The sequence below is a fragment of the Tolypothrix sp. PCC 7601 genome, assembly GCF_025677855.1.
In the GTDB taxonomy this organism is placed as follows: Bacteria; Cyanobacteriota; Cyanobacteriia; order Cyanobacteriales; family Nostocaceae; genus Aulosira; species Aulosira diplosiphon.
The window spans coordinates 1,802,385-1,829,225 of record NZ_CP064879.1 but is presented as its reverse complement, the minus strand read 5'-3'; the positions used below and the strand labels follow the sequence as shown (position 1 = coordinate 1,829,225).

Sequence of the window (26,841 nt, the reverse complement as noted above, 5' to 3'; positions counted from 1 at the left end):
AGAATACTTGAAGATTAAGACAATTTGGTGAGAAAACCTAAGAGGCGTTTGGTATTTTCTGTTAATAATTTGCGCCGATAAGCATCAGCAGCTTTTTTAATTGCTTCTGCTTGGGTGGGATAGGGATGAATGACACCGCTTAACTTGTTCAAACCTAACTTACCGACAATTGCTGTAGTCACTTCCGAAATCATTTCCCCTGCATGACGAGCGACAATGGTTGCACCGAGAATTTCATCGGAGCCTTTTTTGTGGATAATTTTCAGGAATCCTGACTCTTCACCATCTGCGATCGCACGGTCTACACTACTAAAAGGAATTTTGATTGTCTCGACATTCCAGCCTTTGTCTTTGGCTTCTTGTTCCGACAATCCTACATGGGCAATTTCTGGGTCAGTATAGGTTACCCAAGGCATAACTAAACTGCTGAGTTTGCTACGACTTAGCCCAAAGGGTGAAAATAAGGTATTTTTAATGACAATGCGTGCGGCTGCATCAGCTGCATGGGTAAATTTCCAATTCATGCAGATATCCCCAGCTGCATAAATTTTGGGATTAGTCGTTTGCAGGTAATCATTGACTTTCACACCATGCTGCTTGTCGTACTCTACTCCAACGGCTTCTAAATTCAAACCTTCAACATTGGGAGCGCGTCCCGCACCCACTAAAATTTCATCTACAGTTACAGAATCGCGATGTCCGTTGCTAGAAAAGTACAGTCGCTTCCCTTCGGTGACGGTGACGACTTCTTCTAATTTGCAATTAAGTACTAAGCGAATTCCTTCTTTAATTAAAACCTTTTGCAGAATTTCTGCAGCTTCCCCATCTTCTTTATTAAGAACATGAGAACTGCGATGGAAAAGCACCACCTCAGAACCCAAGCGTCGGAAAGCTTGCGCTAATTCACAACCAATCGGGCCACCCCCAATGACTGCTAACCGTTCCGGTCGTTGAATTAAGGAAAAAACCGACTCATTAGTTAAATAACCAGCTTTTTCAATTCCCGGAATCCCTGGTTGCGCGGCTCTTGCTCCCGTAGCGATTACGGCTTTTTTAAACCGCAGAGTTTTGTCGCCAACTTCCACAGTATTTTTACTCGCAAATCGACCGCTACCTAGAAATATATCAACGCCTAACTTTTGAAAGCGTGCAGCCGAATCATGGGGACTAATACCAGCACGAATGCGGCGCATCCTTTCCATAACTGCGGGAAAATCAATATCAATATTTTGCGGAATATTAATTCCTAATTCCTTACCATCCCACAATTCACCCACCACACGAGCCGAACGAATAATAGTTTTTGAAGGAACGCAACCTACATTTAAGCAATCTCCACCCATGAGATGCTTTTCAATTAATGCGACTTTTAAACCCAAATCTAAACCCGCCGCACCCGCAGCCACAACTAATCCCGCTGTTCCTGCACCAATTACTACTAAGTCGTAAATATCAGCAGGTTTCGGATTTATCCAATCTGGTGGATGAACGTGGGATACCAAAGTTTGGTTATATTCATCCATTGGGCGGACTGTAACTCTTTCAAATTCTAAATTAGACATTTTTTAATTGTTGACTGTTGATTGTTAACTGTTGACTGTTAACTCGCATTCAATTTTTAGGTACTTCCAGAAAATAAATTATCCAATTCACCCGAAAGCAGATTTTTTATTAATTATTGCTTACCTCCTCCTCTAAAGCTTTCCTTGCTATCCTCGTCACATAAATTGTGACTGCAACTGTAGCAATAAAACCAATAATCCGAATTGCCCATTGTATTGTTAAATTGGTAGGTTGTGTTTCACTGCCAATTCTCGCCAAATTACCAGCTAAAGAACCAATATAAACGTACATAATGGTTCCAGGAATCATCCCTACAGAACCAATAAAGTAATCCTGAAGAGAAACTCCTGTAATCCCAAAGGCATAGTTTAATAAATTAAACGGAAATACTGGAGAAAGTCGCGTTAACAGGACAATTTTTAATCCGGCTTTACCAACAGCTTTATCGATAGCAACAAATTTTTGATTACCTGCAATTTTATTAGCAACCCACCCTCTTGCTAAATAACGTCCTACAAGAAAAGCTGCAGTTGCTCCTAATGTTGCACCAAGAAATACATAAAGCGAACCCCAAACTACACCAAAAACAACACCCGCACCCAAGGTGAGAATCGAACCTGGTAAAAAAGCAACGGTAGCAATAATATATAGTGCAATAAAAGCGATCGCGCCTACAGAACCCAGGCTATCAATCCATTGCAAAGCATCGCGTAAAATTGATTGGGGATTAAAGGTAGTGGATGCTTGTGCTAATGCTGTTTCATTGTTGAAAATAAAGGCAATATTGATTGCTAGGAATGCGAATAAAATTACTTTTTTGAAATAATGAGAATATATCATTTGCTTAAATGACCTGATTATATAGCAATACGCTTGGCTTAAGCTCATTAGTGATTGATTTGTCAGTTAATTACAAAAGCCAGAAGAATTGGGGGATTCTCCCCCAAACCCCCGATTGGGTGACGGTTGCGTCCCCCAAACCCCCTCCAAAATTATGGTTCCGTTTTGTTGTTGAGTAAATAGTTTTTTGGTTTTGTGATCAATTAATTTTCTTCACTGAACTGTATTAGATTATATAGGTAGATGCATTGGCAAATAAATTGATCAAGCAGTCTATTTTAAGTGAGTGAGATACTTGTTTTATTTAACGTTTAAAAATGCAAATTTTCCTTTCACTCCGTTTGGTTCCATTTTCAGTTTGGCAACGTAAAAGTCTTTTTGAATGACATCACCGACTGGTGTGAAAGCAATTTCACCCAAAGGAGTTTGATAAGTTCCTTTGAGTAATTCTTGATTTAAGGCTTTACGCAGTTGTGGTAATGAAAGTTGATTAATTTTACTCTTTTTATCTAAAGATTGCAGCGCTTCTACATATACCTGTAAAGCCGTAAAAGCTTGAGCGCTGACTTGGGGTGGTTCTCTACGATATTGCTCAAAATAGGCTTTGCGAAATGCAGTGTTAATTTCACTCTGATATTCTGGACTGTAAGCCTGGGCAATAATTACGCCATCACAAAGAGCTTTGCAGACAGAAAATATATGAGATGTATTAAAACCATTACCACCAATAATAATTCCTTGATAACCAAGTTCTCGTAGTTGTTTAACTAAATTACCGCCATCAACAGCTAAACCAGAAATAATTGCTAAATCTGGTTTTAAATTAATTGCACTACTGGCTTGAGTTTGAAAGTCGGTATCTGTAGTTTGGAATTTTTGAACTGTAACTAAATCTAATCCTAAATCTTTAACTGTTTTTTGAAATATTTCTGTCTCTGATTTATTGAAAGCATCATTTTGAGCATAGAATATAGCTACTCTTTTGATATTCGGATTTTGTTTAAGTGCGGCTTTCACTGCATAAGGTGCAACAACAGCCACCGAGGAAGAAACCCGCGCCACATAATCACCAATTTCGGGAATACCTTTAGCTGTATTGGATGCGCCGATAACTGGAATTTGATTGCGTTCGGCAATGGGATTAGCACTAAAAGCTTGCTGTGATAAAGTAGGGCCAATAATTCCTACAACTTTATTTTGATTAATTAAAGTTTGAAAAGCATTAACAGTTCCGACTTCATCGCCGCCAGTATCTTGAAAGATTAATTTAATCGGGTTGCCATTGATACCGCCTTTAGCATTGAAATATTTTTCAGCAATTTTTACACCATCAGTTCCTTCTTGTCCGAGTAATGCTACATTACTTGTTTGAGCAAATGCGATACCAATAGGAATTCCATTAGCGGCTGCTGATGTAGAATTAGTTGCGGGAGTTTTATCTGTACTGCTACTTTTACCACAGCCTATCAACAACACAGAACAGGTAAATAATAAGACAGTTTGCTGTGCGATCGCATTTTTCATAGCCACGTATAATTAGAATAATTTAAATATATATAAGAGCGTAGGCAATACTGCTCGGTTAAGGATTTTAAACTCTTAATTTGGTTTGGGGAAAAGGTGAAAGGGTAAGGGTTAAAGGTTTTTTCTTGCCCCTTTTCCCCTTCCCCTTTTCCCCTTAACCGACAAGTATTGAGAGCGTAGGGATTTTGAATAACTCCTTACTTTTCGTTACTTCTATCATCAGTAATCTCGACTATTGCTACAGTTTGTTTGAGAGCTTTTTGAGCAACTTTAGTTATATATATAGTCACAGCCACCGTAGCAATTAACCCCAATATTTGTATTACCCATTCTCCAATTTGAGCTTGAGGATTACTAGGATGATTGCTTGTATTCAGCATCGTCAAATTTGTTGCTAAGGAGCCGATGTAAACATACATCACAGTTCCCGGAATAATGCCAAGAGAACCTAAAATATAATCTTTGAGGGAAACTTGCGTGACTCCAAATGCATAATTTAATAAATTAAAAGGAAAGATAGGAGAGAGGCGAGTTAGTAGCACAATTTTCCATCCTGCTTGAGCCACAGCCAAATCAATCGCTTTAAATTTAGGATGTTTTTCTAGTTGTTGCGCTACCCAATCCCGTGAAAGATAGCGACCAATTAAAAAAGCTAAAGTAGCTCCAATGGTGGCAGCAATTATGACATAAACAGAACCCCAAAATACACCAAATAAACAACCACCCTTTAATGTCAAAATAGAACCTGGTACAAATAATAAAGTCGCTAAGTTATAAACAGCAATAAAAGCAATCGGGCCAAAATAACCTAGATTGTTAACTGATGTTATTAATGTTAGTAACATTTCTTGGATATTGAGATGTTGACTAGCAATGATGACTGTGGCAACTAGACAACCTAATAGTAAAAATTTCAGTTTAGGATACAATTGGCGCTTTTGCATTTTCAGTTAAGTAAGTCAGTGGAAATAACCCAAACTATGTTAATAAAAGTAAATAGGCTTTAAATCCTTACCAATGACAAATGACCAAGGACAAAGCGCAAAGTCTGAGCGGAGGTTGCCTCCGATCAGAACTTTGTAAGAATGACAGCCTCAGCCAGTTATCTTTAATTTCGCCGACCTAATTATCAGTTGTTTACTGTTGAGCGTCTTGCTATCTACAACCAAAATATTCTACTTCCCTGAGAATCAGCTTAAATCTTTCTAAATTTTTCCTGGCGATACCAGCTACGAATTCGCTCAGGTGATACACCAAGTAGATAAGCGATAATTACTATTTGATTAATGAAGGTGGTTTGAAAGATTCCCTTGTTCAACCATCGGCGCGCAGATGTAAGAACTGGTACGGGAACAATGATAATTTTACCCATATTTTTTAAACGGCGAATGAGTTCAAAGTCTTCCATAATAGGCAATTCAGGGCAACCGCCTATTTGCTGAAACATCGACTTAGTGATAAAAATAGCTTGATCGCCATAGGGCATTTGGAGAAAATGCGATCGCAAATTTACCCCCCATTCCACCAACCTGATACCCCAAGGCGCTGCATCAATCCGCAACTTAAAAGCACCCGCCACGGTTTTTTGTTGTAGGAGTGCAGTCCGCACCATACCATCAAAGCCAGCAGGTAAGCGAGTATCTGCGTGGAGAAATAGCAGAATCTCACCACTAGCAGCTACAGCACCCGCATTCATTTGCACTGCCCGCCCAGGAGATGAGAAGATAACTTTCACACCCAATGACTGAGCTATAGCTACAGTGTCATCCTGAGAGCCACCATCGACCACAATAACTTCCGTATTTGTACTGCCTTGAGTCGTGATAATTGCCTCTGCAATATTTGCAGCCTCATTTAACGTAGGAATAATAATCGAAAGCTTGGGAATGTTTATAGAGACAGTTTCATAATTTGACAATTTTAGTCTTGCTCCTTCCTGAGCGCTTTCTTTTTTCTTAGAGTAATACCACGTTTCAGTGACATACTCCTACACTGATGCTTCGCATACAGTTTAGGCTTCCAAGACAATCCGGCTATTGCTTAGGAGACTCTTCTCGACTTTATCCATTTTTACTCAGCCCAAAACCTGACGCTGAAACCATTGTGGGACGGTAGTTTTAGTTTTTGGATTTGGGTGCAAATCAGTAACATGGAAAAAGTATTTGCCAAAAAACCAGGATTTTTGCCGGATAAGGAAAACCGAGTTTTTAATTTTGGATAAAGTTGAGCTAAGGAGGCAAGAGAAGAGGCAAAAACAAGAGGTAGGAAATATTAGGAAAGTCGCTACTGAGTTGAGAATAGCCACTACTGAGTTGAGAATAGCCACTATTGAGTTGAGAATAGCCACTATTGAGTTGAGAATAGCCACTATTGAGTTGAGAATAGCCACTACTGAGTTGAGAATAGCCACTATTGAGTTGAGAATAGCCACTACTGAGTTGAGAATAGCCACTATTGAGTTGAGCAAAGCCGCTACTGAGTTGAGAATAGCCACTATTGAGTTGAGAATAGCCACTATTGAGTTGAGCAAAGCCGCTACTGAGTTGAGGATAGCCACTACTGAGTTGAGGATAGCCGCTATTGACTTAACGATAATGGCTTCTGTTGTTGGTTGGCGAGTTTGCGATGCCTACGGCGGGCTTCTCTACGAGACGCTACGCGAACGCCTACGCAAATGAATAAGTAGTTACATAAAATTAATTACCCAGTTTGAAAAAAGAATGCGACAGATTGTAGGGGCACGGCACCAGTCATTGGTGTCAACTTAACGTGAAAACCGCCTGGCTGCAAGGTTTCGCCCTCACCCCCAGCCCCTCTCCCACAGGGAGAAGGGAGCCAGAGATTTAGTTCCCCTTCTCCTGCGGGAGAAGGGGTTAGGGGATGAGGGCGCGAGGTATTTGTACAACACGCGCCGTATATAGCTTTTAGCTTAAGTTGACACCAATGGGCACCAGTAAGATATTTGATATGTAAAAAGATGGTGGATGCCGTGCCCTACCTATCTGCCACGTTATGTATTCAAAATGGTTTTCTTGAGTTCAGACATGATAATAACAGCTAATCGTTCTAATTTATAAATGAAAATAGGGACACAAATAATTTGTGTCCCTGTAATATCTTAAAAATGATTGAGAACCACTAAATAATACTCCTAAATCATTGATGAAATATTCATACCTTATATTTCACACATCAGATAGGATTGCTATCAGCGCCCAGTATAATTGTATGTTTCACTAAACAAAGATTGCACTGTCATTTAATGGTGCAAATGCATCTGTAATCACAGATGTTTGATTATTACTCTTCACAACTACATCTAACAATCCATCCTTATTGGGATCAATGAACTGGCTAGCGGTAAAGTTGGGGAGAATTCCTTTAATTATTTGGGATGAAACTGAAGTGATAGTTGCAGCTTGTCCGCCAATTGAAACTTCAGTTTCTCCACCAAAGTTTTTACCGCCAATCACAAATGTATTACCACCTGCTGCTGGTGCCCTCCAAGGGAAGATATCATAAGCAGTAGTATCTACTATGTAAAGATCGTCCGCCGTCGCAACGGTAATTGCATTATCAGCATAGTCAATACCGAGAATTGCACCACCAGGCCCAGTTACCAAACTCAAACCATCTGCAACGGGAGAATCAGCATTGAGAACTGTATTTTTGATAACTTTTGTGCCATCAGCTGATAAAGCCACGCTGTAAAGTTTTTGGTTCCATTGCTGGGCAATTAAATTACCGCGCAATTGGCTTTGGAAAGTTGTTGCCCGATATTCATCAATGCCATTAGTTGAAGAAGCAAAAGTTGTGAGTGGCGCTGTATAAACACCAGGAATGCTTGGTTTATCTGGCCCATAAAAAACATTTTGGCGATCATCAGTACGTCCACGATTGCGGTTAGGAGAACCGTAGTATTCACCTTGTTTGATCAGGTTTAGTTCATCTGGCGCACCGGGTGCAGGGATAGAAGTTGTAGCTGAGGTAGAAAGTTCTCCAAAGCCTGTGTTATGACCATTATCAGTAGCATAAAGCAATCCTTTGGTAGTAAAAACTGCGCCAAAGGGATTTCGCAGACCACTTGCATAGACTGAAACGTCAGTACCCGGTACAACATTGGCAACATCACCAAAGGCTTGACTATCTGCAGGATCAAAAGTTAATCCTGCTGGGATTTCATAACCAGGAGGTAGGGGATTTTGTAGAACATACTTGATATCACCCTTAAAGCCCGGTTTGGAAATCTCCGCTTTTAAGATAGCCGCAGACAAAGGTGATTCTGGTAAACCACCAATGTTGCTGTTAATGACACCTGCGTTAGTATTACTACCAACATTGATGTATAAATCACCTTTTTGATCGAATGTTAAAGCATTGATCCCGTGGTCTTGATTGGAAGTTGGTAGTCCTGTGACTAAAGCTGTCAAGTTGGAGAAATTCGGCCCATCTAGTATGGAAACTTGACCGCTATAAAATGACTGTTCTGTTTTAGGAAAAGCACTGCCACCGTTACCATAAAGCCTTGTATGGGCAACGTAAATACTGGGGGAACCAGATTGATCGTAGGGGTTAAAAGCAATACCCAAGATGTTTGGTTTGTTGCCAGCTTTATCTTGAATTGTGGTGATGATTTGGGTATCGATAACATTGTACTTTTCATCAAAGGTATAAGCTCTGATTTCACCACTATAAGTACCTACATATAATCTGCCATCTGGCCCCCAAGCTGCAGTTGAGGGTGCAGCTATTGAAGCTACTGTTTTCTTAGTGAAGCTGATAGCAACGATATCATTATCGTTGACGCTGACAGGAAGTTCTGGGATGGTGAGATTTTGATAGTTGCTATCTGTAGTAGAGATAGTATGAGAAATGGTGAGATTGTCAGCACCTTGGGCTATTTTGTCATCAACTACATTGACATTTACAGTTTGCGGAACATTCCAGTTAGCAGGAGTAAAGGTCAGGCTAGTCTTATCTGTAGTTAAGCGATCGCCTTTAACTACATTAATTGTGACATCTGCGGTCGGTTGTGTATTCAGAACTAATGAGTAACTATCATCAGCACTTCCTTCTGTAACCTCAGTTCTACCTTGTGTTTGTTGCAAAATCACCTGAGGGCCAGTGAGTGGGATAATCTCTAGACCTGAGAGCAGAGCATTGTTAACGCTGGCATCCAAATTAAGATTCAGCTTGCCATCAGTAACAGTCACAGTAGGCACAGATAGTACTAGCGCTGAGTTATTACCTGTGAAGAACGCATTTTTAGATTGTTTAAAAATGTCTACGTCAGAGAACACTTTCTGACCTTCTAAAGAAACATCAAAGATGCGCTCATTGAAGACAGTGAAGAAATTCTCAGCAAAGTGCAGATTTACTGTATAGTTACCAGCTGTTACGGGAATCTCGTAAGCTAGCTTTGCTGCATATCGATCGTCTTGATATATAGGATCATCTTCTGTCTTGCCAATTTCCGCAGTGGTGGTATAGACGTTGCTGTCACCAACCACATATTGCGGTTGATCTGCATCCCACTTATTCTTTTTGGCATCAGTGTAAGCTTTACCACCTACATTGATCCGAATAGCCTCTGGTGTTGGCGTTGGGGTTGGCGTGGGTGTGGGTGTTGGCGTGGGTGTTGGTGTTGGTGTTGTATCTACAGGAATGATTTCAATCGCATCAATTTTGGCGTTGTTGACACTCGCCAAGAACTGTAAATTCAGTGTGCCATCAGCAACTGTAACATCAAAAGACTTATCCAAAGCAATGTTATTACCACCCGCTGCTTTGAAAATATCCAAGTTAGTAATTACTGGATTACCTTCAGCACTTACGTCAAAGACACGTTGTCCAGCTTCAGTCCAGAAGAGTTCGGAAAACTTGAGCTTAACTGTATATTTGCCGTTATCAACAGCAATGGCATAAGAGAATTTATCTGACCAATGTTCGTCTTGATAAAGGCCGTCGTCAACAGTATTGGCGATCGGTGCAGTTGTAGTATAGGTGTTACCGCCATCAAAATACTTACTATTATCTGCTTCCCAAAGATTACCCTGACTATCTCTGTAATCTGCACCACCTGCATTAATGCGAATTGTTTTGCCTGTGGCTGTGGGTGTGGGCGCGGGCGTTGGTGTGGGTGTGGGTGTTGGTGTTGGTGTGGGTGTTGGTGTGGGCGTGGGCGTGGGTGTGGGCGTTGGTGTTGTATCTACAGGAATGATTTCAATCGCGTCGATTTTGGCATTGTTAACACTCGCCAAGAAATCTAAATTTAAAATCCCATCAGTGACTTTAACCTTAAAAGACTTATCCAAAGCGATGTTATTACCACCCGCTTCTTTAAAAATATCCAAGTCATCAAAGACTAACTGATTTTCGACATTTACATCAAATACACGTTGTCCAGCTTCAGTCCAGAAGAGTTCGGAAAACTTGAGGTTAACTGTGTAGTCGCCGTTATCAACAGGAATGTCATAAGAGAATTTGTCTAGCCACCGTTCGTCTTGATAAAGAGGGTCTTCAACAGTATTGGCGATCGCCGCAGTTGTAGTATAAGTGTTACCGTCAGAAAAATAATTATCAGCTTCCCAGAGATTACCCTGAGTATCAGTGTAGGCTGCACCACCTGTATTGATCCGGAGGATCTTGGTAACCATTGTTGTCATTTCCAAACAATTTCTTACTTAATCTCTCGGAAAAGCTAAACCTAAAACAAGGTGCTATGTAAACTTTTTATGAGTTTTTTTTAAAGATTAAAACAAGTCCTAAATGAGATGCTCATAACTTTCCAAAATTTATAAATTTTCTCTAAATACATGAGGAAGAATTTATAAATTTTCGATAAAGATATATAATTTACTGATAGGTGTAACTGTTACCTAATAGAGTGAGTTATTAATTTTTCCCACAAAGTAAAAGCTCGTAGTGCAGCAATAATTAATCTAAACAGGGAACAGACAACTGGCAAAACTCTATCAGAAAATATATAAGGTCACACCTTTCTTGCACTATATGTTTAAAAAATAAAAAGACTGTTTGCATAAATAAATTTAATTGCTATTTTCCATATAGTATGTCTGATATCATATCCATTTGGGGACTTATCATTATCTGTGAAAGTCGGTAATGGGTAATGGGTAATGGGTAATGGGTAATGGGTAATGGGTAATGGGTAATGGGAAATAAAAATACAGTTTAACAATTACCAACAAGACCAACCATATCGTAAGTAATTAGCCGACATTGATATGATTTTTATTGCAGTTTTCTAACCTTTCACTAAAATGCTAAAATAAATCCCCCTATTGACCTGACAAGCGCAAATAGCAGGGGAAAATACAGTTCAGTTAAGAAAATTAATTGAGCACAAAACCAAAAAACTAAGGCTCTTCATACTATGCTAAATCACGTTCACAATTATCACGCAACCCTTGCCAAACAATAATAATGGGCATTATTTAATAACATTTTAGGCATTGGGCAAGTGTTTGAGTTCTTAAGCTATATTTTTCAGCCAAGCTTTGAGGTTTAACTAATAATTTGGCATAACAGGTACGTAAGAACCAAAACTAATTACTCAACAAAAAACAGAACCATAATTTTGGAGGGGGTTTGGGGGACGCAACCGTCACCCAATCGGGGGTTTGGGGGAGAATCCCCCAATTGAGCTAGCTTCTTTAATAAGTGAAAAATCACTCGCTAAAGAGCTTAATTGAACTGTATTGGGTTATGGGGGATCAATAAGTTCGTTCAGGACTTACGCAAGCAAAATTTGTCATTGCGACCGGAACGAAGTGTAGGGAAGCAATCCCAGAATCTCAGGCGATTACGTCGCTGCGCTCGTAATGACGTAATTACCTAACTTTTGTGTAAGTCCTAAAGTGTACAGAGACAGCCAATCGTTTTTTAAACAACCTCTAAGTTCATTACACGAATGTAGCAGAGCCATATAGTGGTAAATATGCATCTGCAATCGTTGAAAATTGACCATTACTGCTAACAGTCACATCTAGCAAGTCAATGGGATTGGTATTAGTAAATGATGGTAATATACCCTTAATTCTTTCGCTGTTAACTTCTGTAATCGTTGCCGTCTTACCACCAATAATTACTTGAGTATTCGCCAAAGTACCAAAGTTTTTACCACCAATCACAAATGTATTTTTACCCGCATCATTATTAGCAGGTGCGCGCCAAGGAAAGATATCGTAAGCGGTAACACCTATTGCCGCAGCATCATTAGGAGTCGCAACTGTGATTTTTTTATCACTATAGTTTATGCCCACAAGCGCACCACCTGGGCCTGTTAAGATATCTAACCCACCGCCAACATTATTGATGGTATCGATTTTTTGTACCGTCTTACCATCTGCTGATAGTTGGTAAGTAGAAACTTCCGCATTCCAGCGCTGGGTAATTAAATTCCCCCGTAATTGATTATTGAATGCTGTAGCTCGATATTCATCTATACCATTAGTTGAAGCCGTATTGGTAGCGATGGGAGCAGTATATACTCCTGGAATACTGGCTTGCGATGGATCGTAATAAACATTCTGGCGAGGATCTGAAATGCCGCGATTGCGGTTAGGGCTACCATAATAATTACCCTGTTCAATCAGGTTTAGTTCATCGGGAGCGCCAGTTGCAGGTTTCTGAGTTGTAGCTGAAGTAGAAATATCTCCAAAGCCTGGGTTATGACCGTTGTCTGTGGCATAAAGTAATCCTTTGGTGGTAAACACTGCATCGTAAGGATTCCGCAGCCCACTAGCGTAAACCGACACGTCAACACCCGGTTTCACAGTGGCTTTATCTCCAAACACCTGACTAATGGCTGGATCAAAAGTCAATCCGGCTGGCGGTTGGAAATTCGATGGTAAAGAATACTGAACCTTACCATTAAAGTTGGTTTTGGAAATTTCTGCCTTGAGAATAGCAGCAGAGAAAGGAGATTCTGGAATACCGCCTATATTATCATTGGTAACCCCGGCATTAGTGTTACCACCAACATTGATGTATAAATCGCCTTTATTATCAAAAGTTAAACCATTAATGCCGTGGTCATGGTTAGAAGTTGGTAGACCTGTAACTAAAGGTATCAACTGGGAAAAATTAGTTCCTTGCAGAATAGAGACTTGACCGCTGTAAGGCGAAAGTTCTGTCTGAGGAAAAGCTCCGCCACGATTAGCATAGAGCTTACTATGAGCTACGTAGATACTAGGTGCATCAGAGGTATCATAAGGGTTAAAGGCGATACCTAAAATGTCACTGTTATATAAGCCCTTAAGAGTAGTAATCTCTTGGGTATTGGTAACGTTGTAATTCTGATCGAAAGTGTATGCTCTGATCGTGCCATCGTAATCGCCTACGTACAGTCTGCCATCTGGGCCCCAAGTGGCTGTAGTAGGGCCAGCAGGTGTGGACTCATTGATTGTCGCTACTACTTTTTGCGTAAAGCTGATGGCAACTGTTTCGTTATCTGCGATACTAACAGTAACCTTGGGAATGCTGAGATTGTTATATGTGCTATCGGAACTAGTAACGGTATGACTAATGTTGACTGTGTGATTACCTTCTACTAACTTATCGTCAACGGCATTGACAGTAACATTTTGTGCAATATTCCAGTTATCAGGAGTAAATGTGAAACTACTCTTGTTGAGGGTGATTTGGTTAGCTTTGTCTGTTGCCAAGTTAATTGTGACATTGGCGGTAGGTTTGCTATTTAAAACTAATGAGTAATTATCATCAGCACCACCTTCCGCAACTGCAGTACTACCCCCCGTTTGTTGCAAAATAACTTGGGAACCTGTTAGGGGAATGATTTCAATTGCCGAGATTGTGCCATTGTTAACGCTAGCATCTAAATTGAGGTTGAGTTTGCCATCACTGACATTTTGGGTAGGAACAGATAATACTAAAGCAGAGTTATTTCCAGGGAAGAAGGCATTTTTAGATTGTTTAAAAATGTCTACATTGGAGAAAGCTTTCTGACCTTCTAAAGAGATATCAAATACCCGTTGATCGAAATCAGTCCAGTAATTTTCTGAGAAGTGAAGATTGACTGTATAGTTACCGTTTGCTACAGGAATTTCGTAAGCTAAATTTTTCGCATAACGGTCTGTTTGATATAAGATATCTTCTTCTGTTTTGCCGATAGGTGCTGTGACAGTATAGACATTACTAGTTCCAACAAAATACTGGTCAGCCTGCCATACTTGACCCTGAGTATCAGTAAAACTTTTAGTTGCGCCTACATCAATCCGAATCGCTCCAGGCGTAGGAGTGGGATTACTATCATTATCGGTAATAGTGACTGTAACATTACCCACAGCAAAATTATTGTATTTGCTATCTGTGCTGCTAACAGTGTGGGTAATATCAGCTGTGTGAGTTCCTTCCACAGCAGTATCATCAACAGCTGTCACAGTCACTGTTTGTGCTGTATTCCAGTTACTTGGAGTGAAAGTCAGGCTAGTTTTATCGAGAGTGATTTGATTACCAGTTGTCCCAAGATTAATCGTGACATTGGCGGTGGGTTGGCTACTGAGGACTAATGAATAAATATCAGTAGCGCCACTTTCAGTCACCGCAGTATTTCCATCACTCTGTTGCACAATTACCTGTGCAGTTGGAGTTGTCGTAACGGGAATGATTTCAATCGCGTCAACTTTGGCATTGTTGACACTGGAGAGGAAATTTAAATTTAATGTGCCATCCGACACTTTGACTGTGAAAGACTTGTCTAAAGCTGTATTAGCACCAGCTTCTTTGAAAATATCCAAGTTAGTAATTACTGAATTATTTTCTGCTTTCACATCAAAGACGCGTTGACCAGCAGCATTAAAGAACAGTTCCGCAAACTTCAGCTTAACTGTATAGTCTCCGTTAGCTACTGGAATTGCATAGGAAAAGTCATTCAGCCACCGTTCGTTTTGATAAAGAGGGTCTTCAACTGTACTGGCGATCGCAGCTGTTGTCGCATAGGTGTTACCACCTGAAGAATATTGATCTGCAAGCCATTGATTACCTTGTCCATCTGTAAAAGCTGCGCCACCTGCATTAATACGTATGGCTTTACCTGTGGGAGCAGTATCATTATCGGTAATATTGACTACAACATTACCTACAGCAAAATTATTGTATTTACTATCTGTACTGCTGACGGTGTGGGTAATATTAGCTGTGTGAGTTCCTTCCACAGCAATATCATCAACGGCTTTCACAGTAACTGTTTGTGCTGTATTCCAGTTACTTGGAGTGAAAGTCAGGCTAGTTTTATCGAGAGTGATTTGATTACCAGTTGTCCCGAGATTAATCGTGACATTGGCGCTAGGTTGACTGCTGAGGACTAATGAGTAACTATCAGTAGCGCCACCTTCAGTTACCGCAGTATTTCCGCCACTTTGTTGCACAATTACCTGTGGGGTGGGAGCAGTATCGTTATCGGTAATATTGACTACAACATTACCCACAGGAAGATTATTATATTTGCTATCTGTACTGCTGACGGTGTGGGTAATATTGGCTGTGTGATTTCCTTCCACAGCAATATCATCAACGGCTTCAACGGTAACTGTTTGTGCTGTATTCCAGTTACTCGGAGTGAAAGTCAGACTAGTTTTATCTAGGGTAATTTGATTACCAGTTGTCCCCAGGTTAATCGTGACATTGGCGGTGGGTTGGCTACTAAGAACTAATGAGTAACTATCAGTAGCACCACCTTCAGTTACTGCAGTATTTCCGCCACTCTGTTGCACAATTACCTGTGCAGTTGGAGTTGTCGTAACGGGAATGATTTCAATCGCGTCAACTTTGGCATTGTTGACACTGGAGAGGAAATTTAAATTTAATGTGCCATCAGTAACTTTAACTGTGAAAGACTTGTCTAAAGCTGTGTTAGCACCAGCTTCTTTGAAAATATCCAAGTTAGTAATTACTGAATTACTTTCTGCTTTTACATCAAAGACGCGTTGACCAGCAGCATTAAAGAACAGTTCCGCAAACTTCAGCTTAACTGTGTATTCTCCATTATCTACGGGAATTGCATAGGAAAAGTCATTCAGCCACCGTTCGTTTTGATAAAGAGGGTCTTCAACTGTACTGGCGATCGCAGCTGTTGTCGTATAGATGTTACCGCCTGAAGAATATTGATCTGCAAGCCACTGATTACCCAAGCTATCTGTATACGCTTGTCCCCCTACATTAATCCTGATGGCAGCCATAATTTTTTATCTACAAATAATTCCTAAATTGCTTTGCGTAAAATATAAGCTTTATACGTATATTTCAGGTTAAGATTCGTTGATCATTCTTGAAATCTTAAAAATAATAATTACTAACTTCATCGAAAGTATATCTTTATGAAACTTATCTATTTTTAGATAAGTTTTTGATGATTTAATTATGAATTTATGATGAAATTATGTTGATTTTATGATGAATATCTCTGGTTGAGCAGATTAATGCAATCACAGTAATAATACTAAGATAAATAGTATAAATTAAAAAAAATGACTATTTGCAACCAACATTGAGAGCGATCGCTGTTTTTTGGCTCAAGCTACTATTAGCCAAGGAACAATTCACCCTTCTCTAAGGGTGAAGAAGGAGGAAAAGTATACCTAAGCTTTGCCAAAATCAAATATCAGTTCTATATAGAAATAAAATCAAGAAATTGCATTGCTAAATTCTGAGGTCTTAACTATGGTTGCTTCACCTGAAATCTACCTCACCCCTGAACAATACCTGCAAATGGAGGAAAACAGCGACATCAAGCATGAATACATCGACGGCTACATTTACGCAATGGCTGGAGCGCTGGACTCCCATGTTACGATTGCGGGAAACCTGTTTGCGCTTGTTCGTAATCATGTACGCGGTTCAGGCTGTCGTGTTTACATTGCTGATATGAAAGCACGCATCGAATCTCTGAATCGATATTACTATCCTGATGTGATGGTGACTTGCGACGAACGCGATCGCGAAACTCCTGCTTATAAAAAATTTCCCTGTTTAATTGTCGAAGTTTTATCTAACTCTACCGAAGCCTTTGACCGAGGAGATAAATTCGCTGATTACCAAACTTTAGAAAGTCTGCAAGAGTATGTTTTAATTAACACCAAACGTCAGCGAGTTGAGTGTTTTCGCCGTAATGAGCAAGGTTTATGGGTTCTACAATCTTACACAGACGCAGATAAATCATTTCAACTACAGAGTATTAAATTTGAAGGTACAATGGCTGACCTTTACGAAGATGTAGTCTTTGAAAACCCTGAATTAGCCTGATTTTAAAGATTTTCAATCCCAAATCCCAAATCCCAAATCTAAAATCTAAAATTGGGATCAGCGATCGCTCTTGCAAGAAGAACTAAAAGAGGGATAGTGCGTCTAAGTTTTTTGTGAGACTATGACTATAGTCATGACTATAGTCATTTATGAAATCGATTTCTAAAAGTAAACTCAAAGCTCAACTACTGGAGTTCCTGCGACTTGTAGAGTCAGAAGGGGAAGAAATTGTAGTTACCGATCGCGGTAAGCCTGTGGTCAAAATTTCCAAATATCCACAGACACTTTCAACAGAGGAGCTATTTAAGGAGATGCGCGGGAAAGTCAAGTATTTTGAAGATTTAACCACACCAACCAGTGAGGAATGGACAGAATTGTGAAAATAGTCCTCGATACCTGCGCTCTCATTTGGTGGAGTTTAGATCCACAGAAGCTTTCTCAACGAGCCAGCCAAATGTGCGATCGCATGGAACGGGAGCAAAATGGTCTTGTCCCTTCTATTGCAATCTGGGAAATCTCAATCAAAATCAAAAATAGAAAACTCGATTTAGGAGTCAATCTCAACGACTATGTCGCAACACTGAAAAAATCTAGTGTCGTTGAGATTGTACCCATTGATGAAAATATTTGGCTAGAAAGTGTTCGGTTAGATTGGAAGCACCGCGATCCAGTTGATCGGGTCGTTGTAGCACTAGCTAAAAGTCATCAAGCAGTAATCATTACAGCCGATCAAGAAATAGCTGATTTCTACCCTGAGGTAATTTGGTAGATTGGTTAGAGCTTACTCCATCGCCTGAATTTGCTGATTCGCTGCTGTTTGCGCTCTTACCATTGCCTGCTTTAATGGCTGCTGACCTAATAAAGCGCTAATAAATTGGTTATCAAAATTATTGACAATAGCTGCTGGATATTTGCCAGCTTGCCAAGGTGTAGCGTAGGATACGCCACTAACAAAAGGCGATCGCAAGGGGTCTTGGTCATAGCCTAATTTCTCAGCTACAGATTTCCGCGTAGGGAGTGCAAACCCTGTTCCTGTCCACTTTTGCATTCCTTGTTTACCTGTGAGATAAGCAATTAATTCCCAAGCTTCTGCTTTATGTTTGGCTTGTTTATTCATTACATAGGCAACTGTAAACACCATAGTGTTATTTTTACCATTAATTGTAGGTATCTCTGCGGTAGCAAATTCTAATTGAGGAAAGGTTTCTTGCAAATAAGGAATTGCCCAATTACCTTCAATGACCATTGCTACCTTACTCTGACCAAACATTTCACTACCAGAGTTTGTTCCCACATCAGATTTTTGAGCAGAGGAACGGTCTTTTTGATACTGATCTATAACTAACTGCAATCCTTGCAAGCCTGGTTCACTAGCAAAGGTGGCATAATCATTTTGATTAATAATTTGTCCACCAAAGGCTTTGATTTTATAAGCTTGACGCGCTAATTCCGGAATTTCCCCAAAGCCATATTTGTTGAGTTTTCCTGTTAGTTTCTCAGAATAGCTGCGTAATTCCTCCCATGTAGTTGGTGAATTACTCAAACCAGCCTCAGCAAAAGCTTTTTTGTTGTAAAACAGCGATAAAGTGGAATAATCTTTGGGAAAACCGTAAATTTGGTTTTGGTACTTGAAGCTATTAAGTAGGTTAGGTTCAAAGTCTGCTAAATCAAATTCCGGAGTGATATAAGCATTTAAAGGTTCGAGGACGTTTTGACTCATAAAAAAAGGAGCCTCTAGCGCATCCAGATAGAAAACATCAGGTGCAGCTTCTCCTACCAAGCGGGTTTTGATAACGTCCATGTATTGGTCTGAAATGACCTCATACTTAACTTTAATCTTGGGGTGCTGTGCTTCAAAGTCTTTTAGTACTTGCTGTAGAAGTTTTTGTTCTACAGGATTACCTCCCCAACCACTAAGTTTGACCGTAACTGCTGTAGATGCTTTGGGTAGTGTTAGACTGTGGCAACTAATAATTGCGATCGCGATCGCAATTACCAATCCAAAAAACTTGAACCAACTATTTCTCATCACTAAAAAGGATGTTCGCGTAGCGTCTCCGCAGGAGAATGATCAAGGATAAAGGATGAAACAAACAATAAATTGGTAATTATCTCTCAGATTTAGCAGTTGATAAAAATTGCCTAATCTGTATCCTATTATGAATGGCTTAAGTTGATTATTGAATTGAATTCATACTTCATATTTCAGCCTTGAGTTGCTAATCTCTCTATTTCTACTTATATCGTCTCTAATTGATGCCTAATATTTCTAAATCTGAATTTTTATTGAGAAATGCAAGGTAGAATGACGAGAAATTATCGGCACAAAACTCATCTAGGGGATCTCTCCGTAAAACTTTAAGTTATGACTTCTGTTCCGATTGAAACAGCTGCGCCTGTAACTCTGGAAACTGGCCAGATTACCACGCCGCAATTAACACTAACTTCTACCACCAAAAGCAATTCGCAGCTTTATAAAGATGCGATTCGCACCAGTTTGAAGGCTTCAACCCTGGATGCTGTTTTTGCCACAGTTTTTGGTGTGGCTACAGGTGGTATTTTACTTAGCAATTTCCTGTTGGAATTGGGTGCTAGTCCGGTAGTTTTTGGAATGCTGTCATCGATTCCCATGCTGGTGAACTTAGTTCAGCCGTTGGGTGCGTACCTGTCAGAACGCAGCAGCAGCCGTTTCTACTATTCTTTAAGAACTCATGGAATTGCTCGGTTACTGTGGCTAATTCTCGGCATTGGTATTATTAGCTCCGGCTGGTTAGGTCTGACTGCTTCCCAGTTAGTAGGATTAACACTGTTAGTTGTCTTGTTCAGCAGTCTTTTAGGCGGACTAGGAAGCGCATCATGGCTGAGTTGGCTAGCAATGATTGTACCTCGGCGGTTACGAGGTAGGTATTTTGGTATTCGCAATAGTGCGGCTAGCTTGACTAATTTGTTCTGCGTACCGTTGGCGGGGTTAGCTGTATCTCATTGGTATGGTGGAACTTTACAAGGTTACGGGGTAATTCTGTTTGTAGGTATTTTGTTCGGGATTATCAGTTTGGGATGTCAGTACTTTCAAATAGATATGAATCCTGCTGTGCAAAACACTAGCCTTGTAAAGTACCAGCAAGTAAGTGAATCTACTACAAACATAGAGGAAATTTCTCCGCTACATCCAACCCCAAACAACGAGGTTGCTAGCATTTGGAGTAACACTAACTTTTTAAGGTTTCTGCTGTATTTCGGCTTCTGGATGCTGGCTGTGAATATCAGCGCACCTTTTTTCAACTTCTATATGCTAGATCGGCTGCATTTAGATGTAAGTTGCGTGACGCTCTACGGTAGCCTGCAAGCCGGAGCGAATATGCTTTTGATTATCCTGTGGGGTAAATTGGCAGATAAAATCGGTAATCGCCGGATTTTGATTGTAATTGGAATTTTTGTTGCACTCACACCTGTGTTGTGGATGGGTGTCAGTGCTAATAGTTGGAATATTTGGCTATGGTTACCGCTATTACATATTTTTACAGGTGGTACATGTGCAGCAATTGATCTATGCAATAACAATATGCAACTGGGGATAGTACCACTAAAAAACCAGTCTATCTATTTTGCGATCGCATCTGCCGTTGCTGGTGTGAGTGGTGCTTTAGGTGCAACAATTGGTGGTTTCATCGCCCAATTCGCTGAACAAGGAGGCTTACTAGGCTTATTCGCTCTCTCTAGCGCCTGTCGCCTCCTAGCGATTTTACCCCTGATGTTTGTCAAAGAACCCCATTGATGGGAGATGAGGGAGGTGGGGGAGATGAGGGAGGTGGGGGAGATGAGGGAGGTGGGGGAGATGAGGGAGGTGGGGGAGATGAGGGAGATGGGGGAGATGAGGGAGATGAGGGAGATGAGGAAGATGAGGAGGTATTTCTTTTCCCCTTTCCCCCTTTCCCCCTTGTCCCCTTCCCCTTTTCCCCTATTCAGCCGCGCTAGAACTCAAACTCATGGTTTCCCACAAAACCATGTGCGGGGTGGTGGGTACGGGCTGATGTAAGCCAATCAACTGAGATAGAGTATTCTTTAACTGAGTCCGGGGAACGATTTCATCAATAAAGCCATGCTTGAGCAAATCTTCAGCGCTTTGGAAATCTTCGGGGAGTTTTTCTCTGATGGTTTGCTCAATCACTCGCCGACCAGCAAACCCAATTGTGGCTTTTGGTTCTGCGAGAATAATATCGCCCAACATGGCGAAACTTGCTGTTACACCCCCAGTAGTGGGATGAGTTAAAACGGGAATATATAAAAGTTTGGCATCGCGATGGCGTTGTAGCGCTGCGGAGATTTTCGCCATCTGCATCAAAGAGAGCATTCCTTCTTGCATTCTGGCACCACCAGAAGTGCAGACAATTACTACAGGATAGCGGCGTTGAGTGGCTTGCTCAATTAAGCGGGTGAGTTTTTCGCCGACAACAGAACCCATACTACCACCCATGAAGCGGAAGTCCATGACTCCCAACGCCACAGGTAAACCGTTAATTTCGCCTAAACCTGTTTTGACTGCATCGATTAAACCAATTTTGTCCTGCATTTCCCGCAGACGATCGCTATAGGGTTTGCGATCGCGAAATCCTAGAGGATCGGTGGGACGCAAATGCTCGTCCATCGGTCTCCAGGTATTTTGGTCAATCAATTGGCGAATGCGTTCATCGCTATCCACGCGATGATGATGACCACACTCAGCACAAACCATTTGATTTGCTCTCAGGTCTTTTGTATATGCCAATACACCACACTTAGCGCATTTATGCCATAATCCATCAGCGATTTCGCGTTCTTGACGTTCCAGGCTGGTGGTTCCGGATTTCCGTCGATTCGCAAACCAATCCAATAGAGACTTTAAACCGCGTGATTCTTCGTTGTTTGCCATTTTTATCTTATCAAGTGGGTAATGAGGTCGAAAACGGGCCAAGAAGCGATGGGGATTACAGGGTAAAAGTCCTCATTTCAAAGTTATGATTTGGGACTAGAGAAGGGATGCGGAGGATTGGGTGGCTCCGCTAGGGGAAGGGAACAGTTGTTCATCCCGTTTGGCTCTTGACTATTGACTACATCGTCAAATTACGCTTGTAAGCAATTCAGACCTTATTTAGCATCTTTGGTTGCCAGCTTAACGAAAATGCTTATGCCAACACAAGTGTGTTGTTGATTCGTTCTTGTGAAGGTATCCGCACAAGCGTTTGCATATTTACCCCTAAACCGGATGCTCTTTCCCAACCCCGCCAGGGTATACTTGCTCCCAAATCAAGAATTAGTGTTATAAGGTGATGAGCAATCAGCTTTTTAAGAGGGTAATACAGGTCACAGGATGATATTACCAAAATCTCAAGGGGCGTTGGCGTAATTGCGGTTACAGTCATAGGGGGTAGAAATTTCTTATGATGGTTTAATGGGTTGTTAAGGGAAGCTGGAGAAAATGAAATTTGATAACTTTGGATGCTAAATTGGTTTTTGACTCCTCTATTCACGTTACTGGAAAAAATAACCCCTGGTAAACAGATAAAATTGCTTCCCCGCCAAATAAAGCGATCGCAGCTCCCAAAGCGAGAAACGGGCCAAAGGGTATTTTCTGTCCAAAGCGGCGCTGTGAAAGGGCTATAGCCACACCACCTACTAACGCGCCCACAGCACAAGCCATAAAACCAGCTAAGAGTAAATATTTCCAACCTAGCCAAGCTCCCATCATCGCCGCTAATTTGGCATCTCCGGCTCCCATTGCAGTTTTACCTAGTGCTATGGAACCAAAAAACGCGATCGCATCAAATAACCATAAGCCCAGTACAGCTCCCACAATCCCCATCATCAGGTGCTTAATTGCTCCCACAGAGCTACCTTCAGGGAAAAACCCAATTGCTATTTGGAAGATCAGCCCCAAAACCAAACCCGACTGAGTCAGTTGATTGGGTAGAGTCATCGTATCTAAATCTATGAGTGATAGGGCCAATAACCAGCTACAAAAAGCCCAATAGCCAATTGTCAAAATAGAAACTTTAAATAGTAAAAAAACTAGTACAAAAATTATGCCCGTTATCGCTTCTACCACAGGATAACGGGCAGCAATTTTACTTTTACAATAACGACACCGACCTCTGAGCCACAGCCACCCCAAAACGGGTACATTATCGTAAGCTTTTAGCTGGTTGAGGCAATGGGGACAACGGGAAGGAGGCCAAAGAACCGACAACCCCGCCGGCAGCCGATAAACCACAACATTAATAAAGCTACCAATAGAAGCACCCAAAATGAAGACGAGTAAACTCGCCGGGACAATCATCAAAATGTCCATATAGTCCTTTGTCATTAGTCATGTGTCATTTGTACTTTGTCATTAGTCATTTGTCATGACTGTTGACTGTTGACTGTTGACTGTTGACTATTGACTAATACATATGAGATTCAATTTGATTTAGTGGTACAAAACATTCTTGTGGTAACAGCACTGGGCTGTTAGTAAAAACAACTTTGCCGCGATGGGTAGTGCGATTAATCGCTACTCCTGTGGCTTGTCCTGTTACTTCAGGATGCGCTTCACAAAGAGTGTAGTAAATCTGACCAGCAGCCCGGATGACAGCCGGATCAACCAAAGGAGGCTGGGAATGCTGGCTTTTAGGAGCAGTATAGTTTTCGTATCCTTGACGTAAAGCGTACACTATTCAGTTATTTGCTTTCTAGATTTGTCTCTAGTTTATATGAAAGTTTCCGTAACGGTTGCCAAAATGGTCAAGTTTTGTTGCAGTTTGGGGACTGGGGACTGGGGACTGGGTAATGGGGACTGGGAGATGAGGGGGAAACGGAGAAGGGGAAAAGGGGAAGGGGAAAAAGGGGAAATAATTATGCCAATTACCAATTACCAATTACCAATTACCAATGCCCCATGCCCCATGCCCCATGCCCTATCCAATTGCCTTAATTAATGATTCGCCCATTGCGCGACAACCTAAAAGCTTGGTGCCGGGTGAGAGAATATCACCAGTGCGATCGCCTTGTTCTAAAACTTGGAAGACGGCGTTTTCAATGGCATCTGCTGCGGCTGGTTGGTCTAAAGCATAACGCAACATCATGGCGGCACTCAATACCTGCGCTAGGGGATTGGCTTTATCTTGTCCAGCAATATCAGGGGCTGAACCGTGAACTGGTTCAAACACACCAGGGCCAGAAGCACCTAAACTCGCTGAAGGTAACATCCCAATACTACCTGTGAGCATAGCAGCAGCATCGGAGAGAATATCGCCAAATAAATTACCTGTAACAATGGTATCGAACTGCTTAGGCGCGCGGACTAGCTGCATTGCCGCATTATCTACATAGAGGTGAGATAGTTCGATATCGGGGTATTCTTGGGAAAGCTTGGTAATGCGATCGCGCCACAGTTGCGATACTTCTAAAACGTTGGCTTTATCTACAGAACAAAGTTTCTTGCCACGTTTGCGTGCAGCTTCAAAGGCGACTTTGCCAATGCGATCGATTTCTGATTCGGTGTAAACCATTGTATTTACACCGCGCTTTTCTCCAGTCTCAGTTTCAAAAATTCCTTTGGGTTTACCGAAGTAAATTCCCCCTGTGAGTTCGCGCACCACCATAATATCAACACCTTCTACAACTTCCTTTTTCAAAGTTGAGGCATCTATTAATTGGGGCAAAATTTTCGCTGGGCGTAAATTCGCAAATAATCCCAAACCCGCGCGCAATCCTAACAAACCTGCTTCTGGGCGGAGATTGGATGGTAAGGTATCCCACTTATAACCACCGATAGCCGCAAGCAATACAGCATCGCTATCGCGGCAAGTATCTAAAGTAGCCGCTGGTAAAGGTTCCCCTGTAGCGTCAATTGCTGCACCACCAATGAGGGCTTCTTGGAAATCAAACTTTAAATCGAATTTCTGCCCTACAATTTTTAGCACATCTACCGCTACGGCCATAATTTCGGGGCCGATGCCATCGCCGGGAAGTAGGGTAATGCGGTAGTTTTGGGTCATAGCTGCTGTTTACTAAGTAGATGTTGAGTTGTGCAAAAATGCTCACAGATTAAATATCATACCGAGCAATCTGCACTAATGGAGCTATCAATTTATTACAAGGGGGCATTGGGCATGGGGCATGGGGCATGGGGCATTGAGTAATAATTGTTCTTCCTCCACTCTCTGCGCCTTGCCCCTTAATCCTCTTTGTTGAGCGTTACGGCTTTGTTTTGCAGCAATAACCAGAAATTGAGGCTGAATCATTTGATACTTTATACTTCAGTCGCAGCCTATACAAGAGTATTCATATTCTGTTAACAGGATTTGTGAATCAGAATTATTCAATTATCTTGAATTTGCAAGTAATATTTGGGGATTAAAGATTACATCCACAACACTTTTATATTCAGTAAATCTAACAATTTTTATAAAATGATTTTCTATTTGGGTATACAGTCCTGCAAGAAAATTAAAAAAAAAGTATTTATAGACATTTTTGAGATAAAAAACTGTATGTTTGTTGTGTTTAAGAAGGCACAAACTACAAGAAATTATGAATTTTAAGGAAATTGGTCAGGTTGCTTTGGCGTTGTTAACGCAGTTCGGCTTGAAGCTTGTAGGCGCTATCCTGTTGTGGGTTGTAGCTCAACGCTTGATTGACTTTGGATTGAAGCTATTACGCCGTGCTTTCAAAGTTCAACATGTTGATCCGACACTGATTACCTACATTATAAATATCATTTCTGTCACCCTGAGAATTGTTCTAGTTGTGGCAATTCTCGGATTCTTTGGTATTGAAACCACCTCCTTTGCAGCTTTGTTAGCAGCAGCAGGTATTGCAATTGGTGCAGCATGGGGTGGACTGTTGGCGAATTTTGCAGCTGGTGCGTTTTTAGTGATTTTTCGCCCATTTAAAATTGGTGATTTCATCAGTGCAGCAGGTGTTACGGGAACTGTCACAGAAATTGGACTGTTCACAACTAATATCAATACGCCTGATAATGTGATGACAATTGTCGCCAATAACAAAATCTTTTCTGACAATATTCAGAATTACTCTGCTAATCCCTACCGTCGGGTTGACCTACTAGCCCAACTGCATCATTCTGTAGATCATCACGATGCGATCGCACGGTTGAAAGCTAAAATCAGCCAAATCCCCAATGTTTTGCAAAGTCCTGCACCTGATGTAGAAATTATTGATTTCAATATGGCAGGCCCTGTACTAGCAGTACGTCCTTATTGCAATAATGACCATTACTGGCAAGTTTACTTCGACACTAATAAAGTTATACGTGAAACCTTTGGCGAAGCTGGGTATCCCGTTCCCGAACACCGTTATTCAATCAGCAGCCCATCTTCCAATGGAGTTGATCCAGTAGTCCCTGCATCAATAATTAGCTGATACTGACACAAACCTAAATAATACAAATGTAACAGTAGGTAGGCATCTGTCCTGCCTACTTTATTATTTTTATGTAATGTTATATAAAAAACAAAAAAATTCTCAGTATTTAAGTCATATAAATGTAAATAAATAATGTGCTATCAGACTCATATTTGATTCATATTTGATTTTTGACAGGACTTACGCAAGCAAAATTTGTCATTGCGACCGGAACGGAGTGTAGGG

General features: G+C 41.0%; 19 protein-coding genes and 1 pseudogene. 6 read left to right on the top strand and 14 right to left on the bottom strand.

Features of this window, described 5'->3' with window-relative positions; all coding sequences use genetic code 11:
- Positions 1-14: 14 nt before the first annotated feature.
- From HG267_RS07560 to HG267_RS07525, 8 genes and pseudogenes are all read right to left on the bottom strand, one after another.
- Positions 15-1,562 (bottom strand): mercuric reductase, encoded by a 1,548-nt coding sequence (locus HG267_RS07560; RefSeq protein WP_045872751.1) that lies wholly within the window; start codon positions 1,560-1,562, stop codon positions 15-17.
- A 109-nt stretch (positions 1,563-1,671) separates the two neighbouring features.
- Complete coding sequence (locus tag HG267_RS07555) at positions 1,672-2,403, bottom strand: TVP38/TMEM64 family protein (RefSeq protein WP_045872750.1); 732 nt, start codon at positions 2,401-2,403, stop codon at positions 1,672-1,674.
- A gap of 300 nt (positions 2,404-2,703) precedes the next feature.
- On the bottom strand, positions 2,704-3,927 hold the full coding sequence (locus tag HG267_RS07550; RefSeq protein ID WP_045872749.1) for an ABC transporter substrate-binding protein: 1,224 nt from the start codon (positions 3,925-3,927) through the stop codon (positions 2,704-2,706).
- Positions 3,928-4,124: 197 nt separating this feature from the next.
- Positions 4,125-4,871 (bottom strand): TVP38/TMEM64 family protein, encoded by a 747-nt coding sequence (locus HG267_RS07545; protein WP_045872748.1) that lies wholly within the window; start codon positions 4,869-4,871, stop codon positions 4,125-4,127.
- Positions 4,872-5,122: 251 nt separating this feature from the next.
- Complete coding sequence (locus HG267_RS07540) at positions 5,123-5,845, bottom strand: TIGR04283 family arsenosugar biosynthesis glycosyltransferase (RefSeq protein WP_081584095.1); 723 nt, start codon at positions 5,843-5,845, stop codon at positions 5,123-5,125.
- A 310-nt stretch (positions 5,846-6,155) separates the two neighbouring features.
- Positions 6,156-6,437: pseudogene (locus HG267_RS41885) on the bottom strand (hypothetical protein); the annotation flags it as partial.
- Positions 6,438-7,163: 726 nt separating this feature from the next.
- The gene (locus HG267_RS07530; RefSeq protein WP_052335095.1) at positions 7,164-10,583 is read right to left on the bottom strand and encodes a malectin domain-containing carbohydrate-binding protein; all 3,420 of its coding nucleotides are present in this window, start codon (positions 10,581-10,583) and stop codon (positions 7,164-7,166) included.
- Positions 10,584-11,852: 1,269 nt separating this feature from the next.
- On the bottom strand, positions 11,853-16,148 hold the full coding sequence (locus HG267_RS07525; RefSeq protein ID WP_045868636.1) for a malectin domain-containing carbohydrate-binding protein: 4,296 nt from the start codon (positions 16,146-16,148) through the stop codon (positions 11,853-11,855).
- A 481-nt stretch (positions 16,149-16,629) separates the two neighbouring features.
- On the opposite strand from HG267_RS07525, the gene HG267_RS07520 reads away from it, so the two are divergent.
- The 3 genes from HG267_RS07520 to HG267_RS07510 all read left to right on the top strand — a co-directional run bounded on the left by HG267_RS07520 (position 16,630) and on the right by HG267_RS07510 (position 17,980).
- Positions 16,630-17,211: a Uma2 family endonuclease gene (locus HG267_RS07520; RefSeq protein WP_045868635.1), complete on the top strand. Its 582-nt coding sequence runs from the start codon at positions 16,630-16,632 to the stop codon at positions 17,209-17,211.
- 149 nt (positions 17,212-17,360) lie between these two features.
- Entirely contained in the window at positions 17,361-17,591 is a 231-nt protein-coding gene (locus HG267_RS07515; protein ID WP_045868634.1) for a type II toxin-antitoxin system Phd/YefM family antitoxin, read from the top strand.
- Positions 17,576-17,980: a type II toxin-antitoxin system VapC family toxin gene (locus HG267_RS07510; RefSeq protein WP_228045671.1), complete on the top strand. Its 405-nt coding sequence runs from the start codon at positions 17,576-17,578 to the stop codon at positions 17,978-17,980. Before HG267_RS07515 ends, HG267_RS07510 begins: the two co-directional genes overlap by 16 nt.
- A 12-nt stretch (positions 17,981-17,992) precedes the next feature.
- Here HG267_RS07510 and HG267_RS07505 read toward each other — a convergent pair whose 3' ends face one another.
- The gene (locus HG267_RS07505; protein ID WP_045868633.1) at positions 17,993-19,240 is read right to left on the bottom strand and encodes an ABC transporter substrate-binding protein; all 1,248 of its coding nucleotides are present in this window, start codon (positions 19,238-19,240) and stop codon (positions 17,993-17,995) included.
- Between the two features lie 336 nt (positions 19,241-19,576).
- Here HG267_RS07505 and HG267_RS07500 point away from each other — a divergent pair, with 336 nt between their 5' ends.
- Entirely contained in the window at positions 19,577-20,986 is a 1,410-nt protein-coding gene (locus HG267_RS07500; protein WP_045868632.1) for an MFS transporter, read from the top strand.
- Positions 20,986-21,186, top strand: a complete 201-nt coding sequence (locus HG267_RS07495; RefSeq protein ID WP_045868631.1) for a hypothetical protein — start codon at positions 20,986-20,988, stop codon at positions 21,184-21,186. Before HG267_RS07500 ends, HG267_RS07495 begins: the two co-directional genes overlap by 1 nt.
- Here the strand turns inward: HG267_RS07495 and accD are convergent.
- The 5 genes from accD to HG267_RS07470 all read right to left on the bottom strand — a co-directional run bounded on the left by accD (position 21,170) and on the right by HG267_RS07470 (position 25,472).
- On the bottom strand, positions 21,170-22,120 hold the full coding sequence (gene accD, locus HG267_RS07490) for an acetyl-CoA carboxylase, carboxyltransferase subunit beta (protein ID WP_045868630.1): 951 nt from the start codon (positions 22,118-22,120) through the stop codon (positions 21,170-21,172). The genes HG267_RS07495 and accD overlap by 17 nt on opposite strands.
- 594 nt (positions 22,121-22,714) lie before the next feature.
- Entirely contained in the window at positions 22,715-23,536 is an 822-nt protein-coding gene (locus HG267_RS07485; RefSeq protein ID WP_045868629.1) for a prepilin peptidase, read from the bottom strand.
- Positions 23,537-23,630: 94 nt separating this feature from the next.
- Positions 23,631-23,900: a hypothetical protein gene (locus HG267_RS07480; RefSeq protein ID WP_045868628.1), complete on the bottom strand. Its 270-nt coding sequence runs from the start codon at positions 23,898-23,900 to the stop codon at positions 23,631-23,633.
- A 243-nt stretch (positions 23,901-24,143) separates the two neighbouring features.
- Complete coding sequence (gene leuB, locus HG267_RS07475) at positions 24,144-25,226, bottom strand: 3-isopropylmalate dehydrogenase (protein ID WP_045868626.1); 1,083 nt, start codon at positions 25,224-25,226, stop codon at positions 24,144-24,146.
- 87 nt (positions 25,227-25,313) lie between these two features.
- A complete protein-coding gene (locus HG267_RS07470; RefSeq protein WP_155539035.1) occupies positions 25,314-25,472 on the bottom strand; it encodes a hypothetical protein in 159 nt (52 codons plus the stop codon).
- Positions 25,473-25,761: 289 nt separating this feature from the next.
- Between HG267_RS07470 and HG267_RS07465 the strand changes: the two genes are divergently transcribed.
- Positions 25,762-26,613 carry a mechanosensitive ion channel family protein gene (locus tag HG267_RS07465; RefSeq protein ID WP_045868625.1) on the top strand — a complete coding sequence of 284 codons (852 nt, stop codon included), beginning with the start codon at positions 25,762-25,764 and terminating at the stop codon, positions 26,611-26,613.
- The last annotated feature ends 228 nt before the right edge of the window (positions 26,614-26,841 follow it).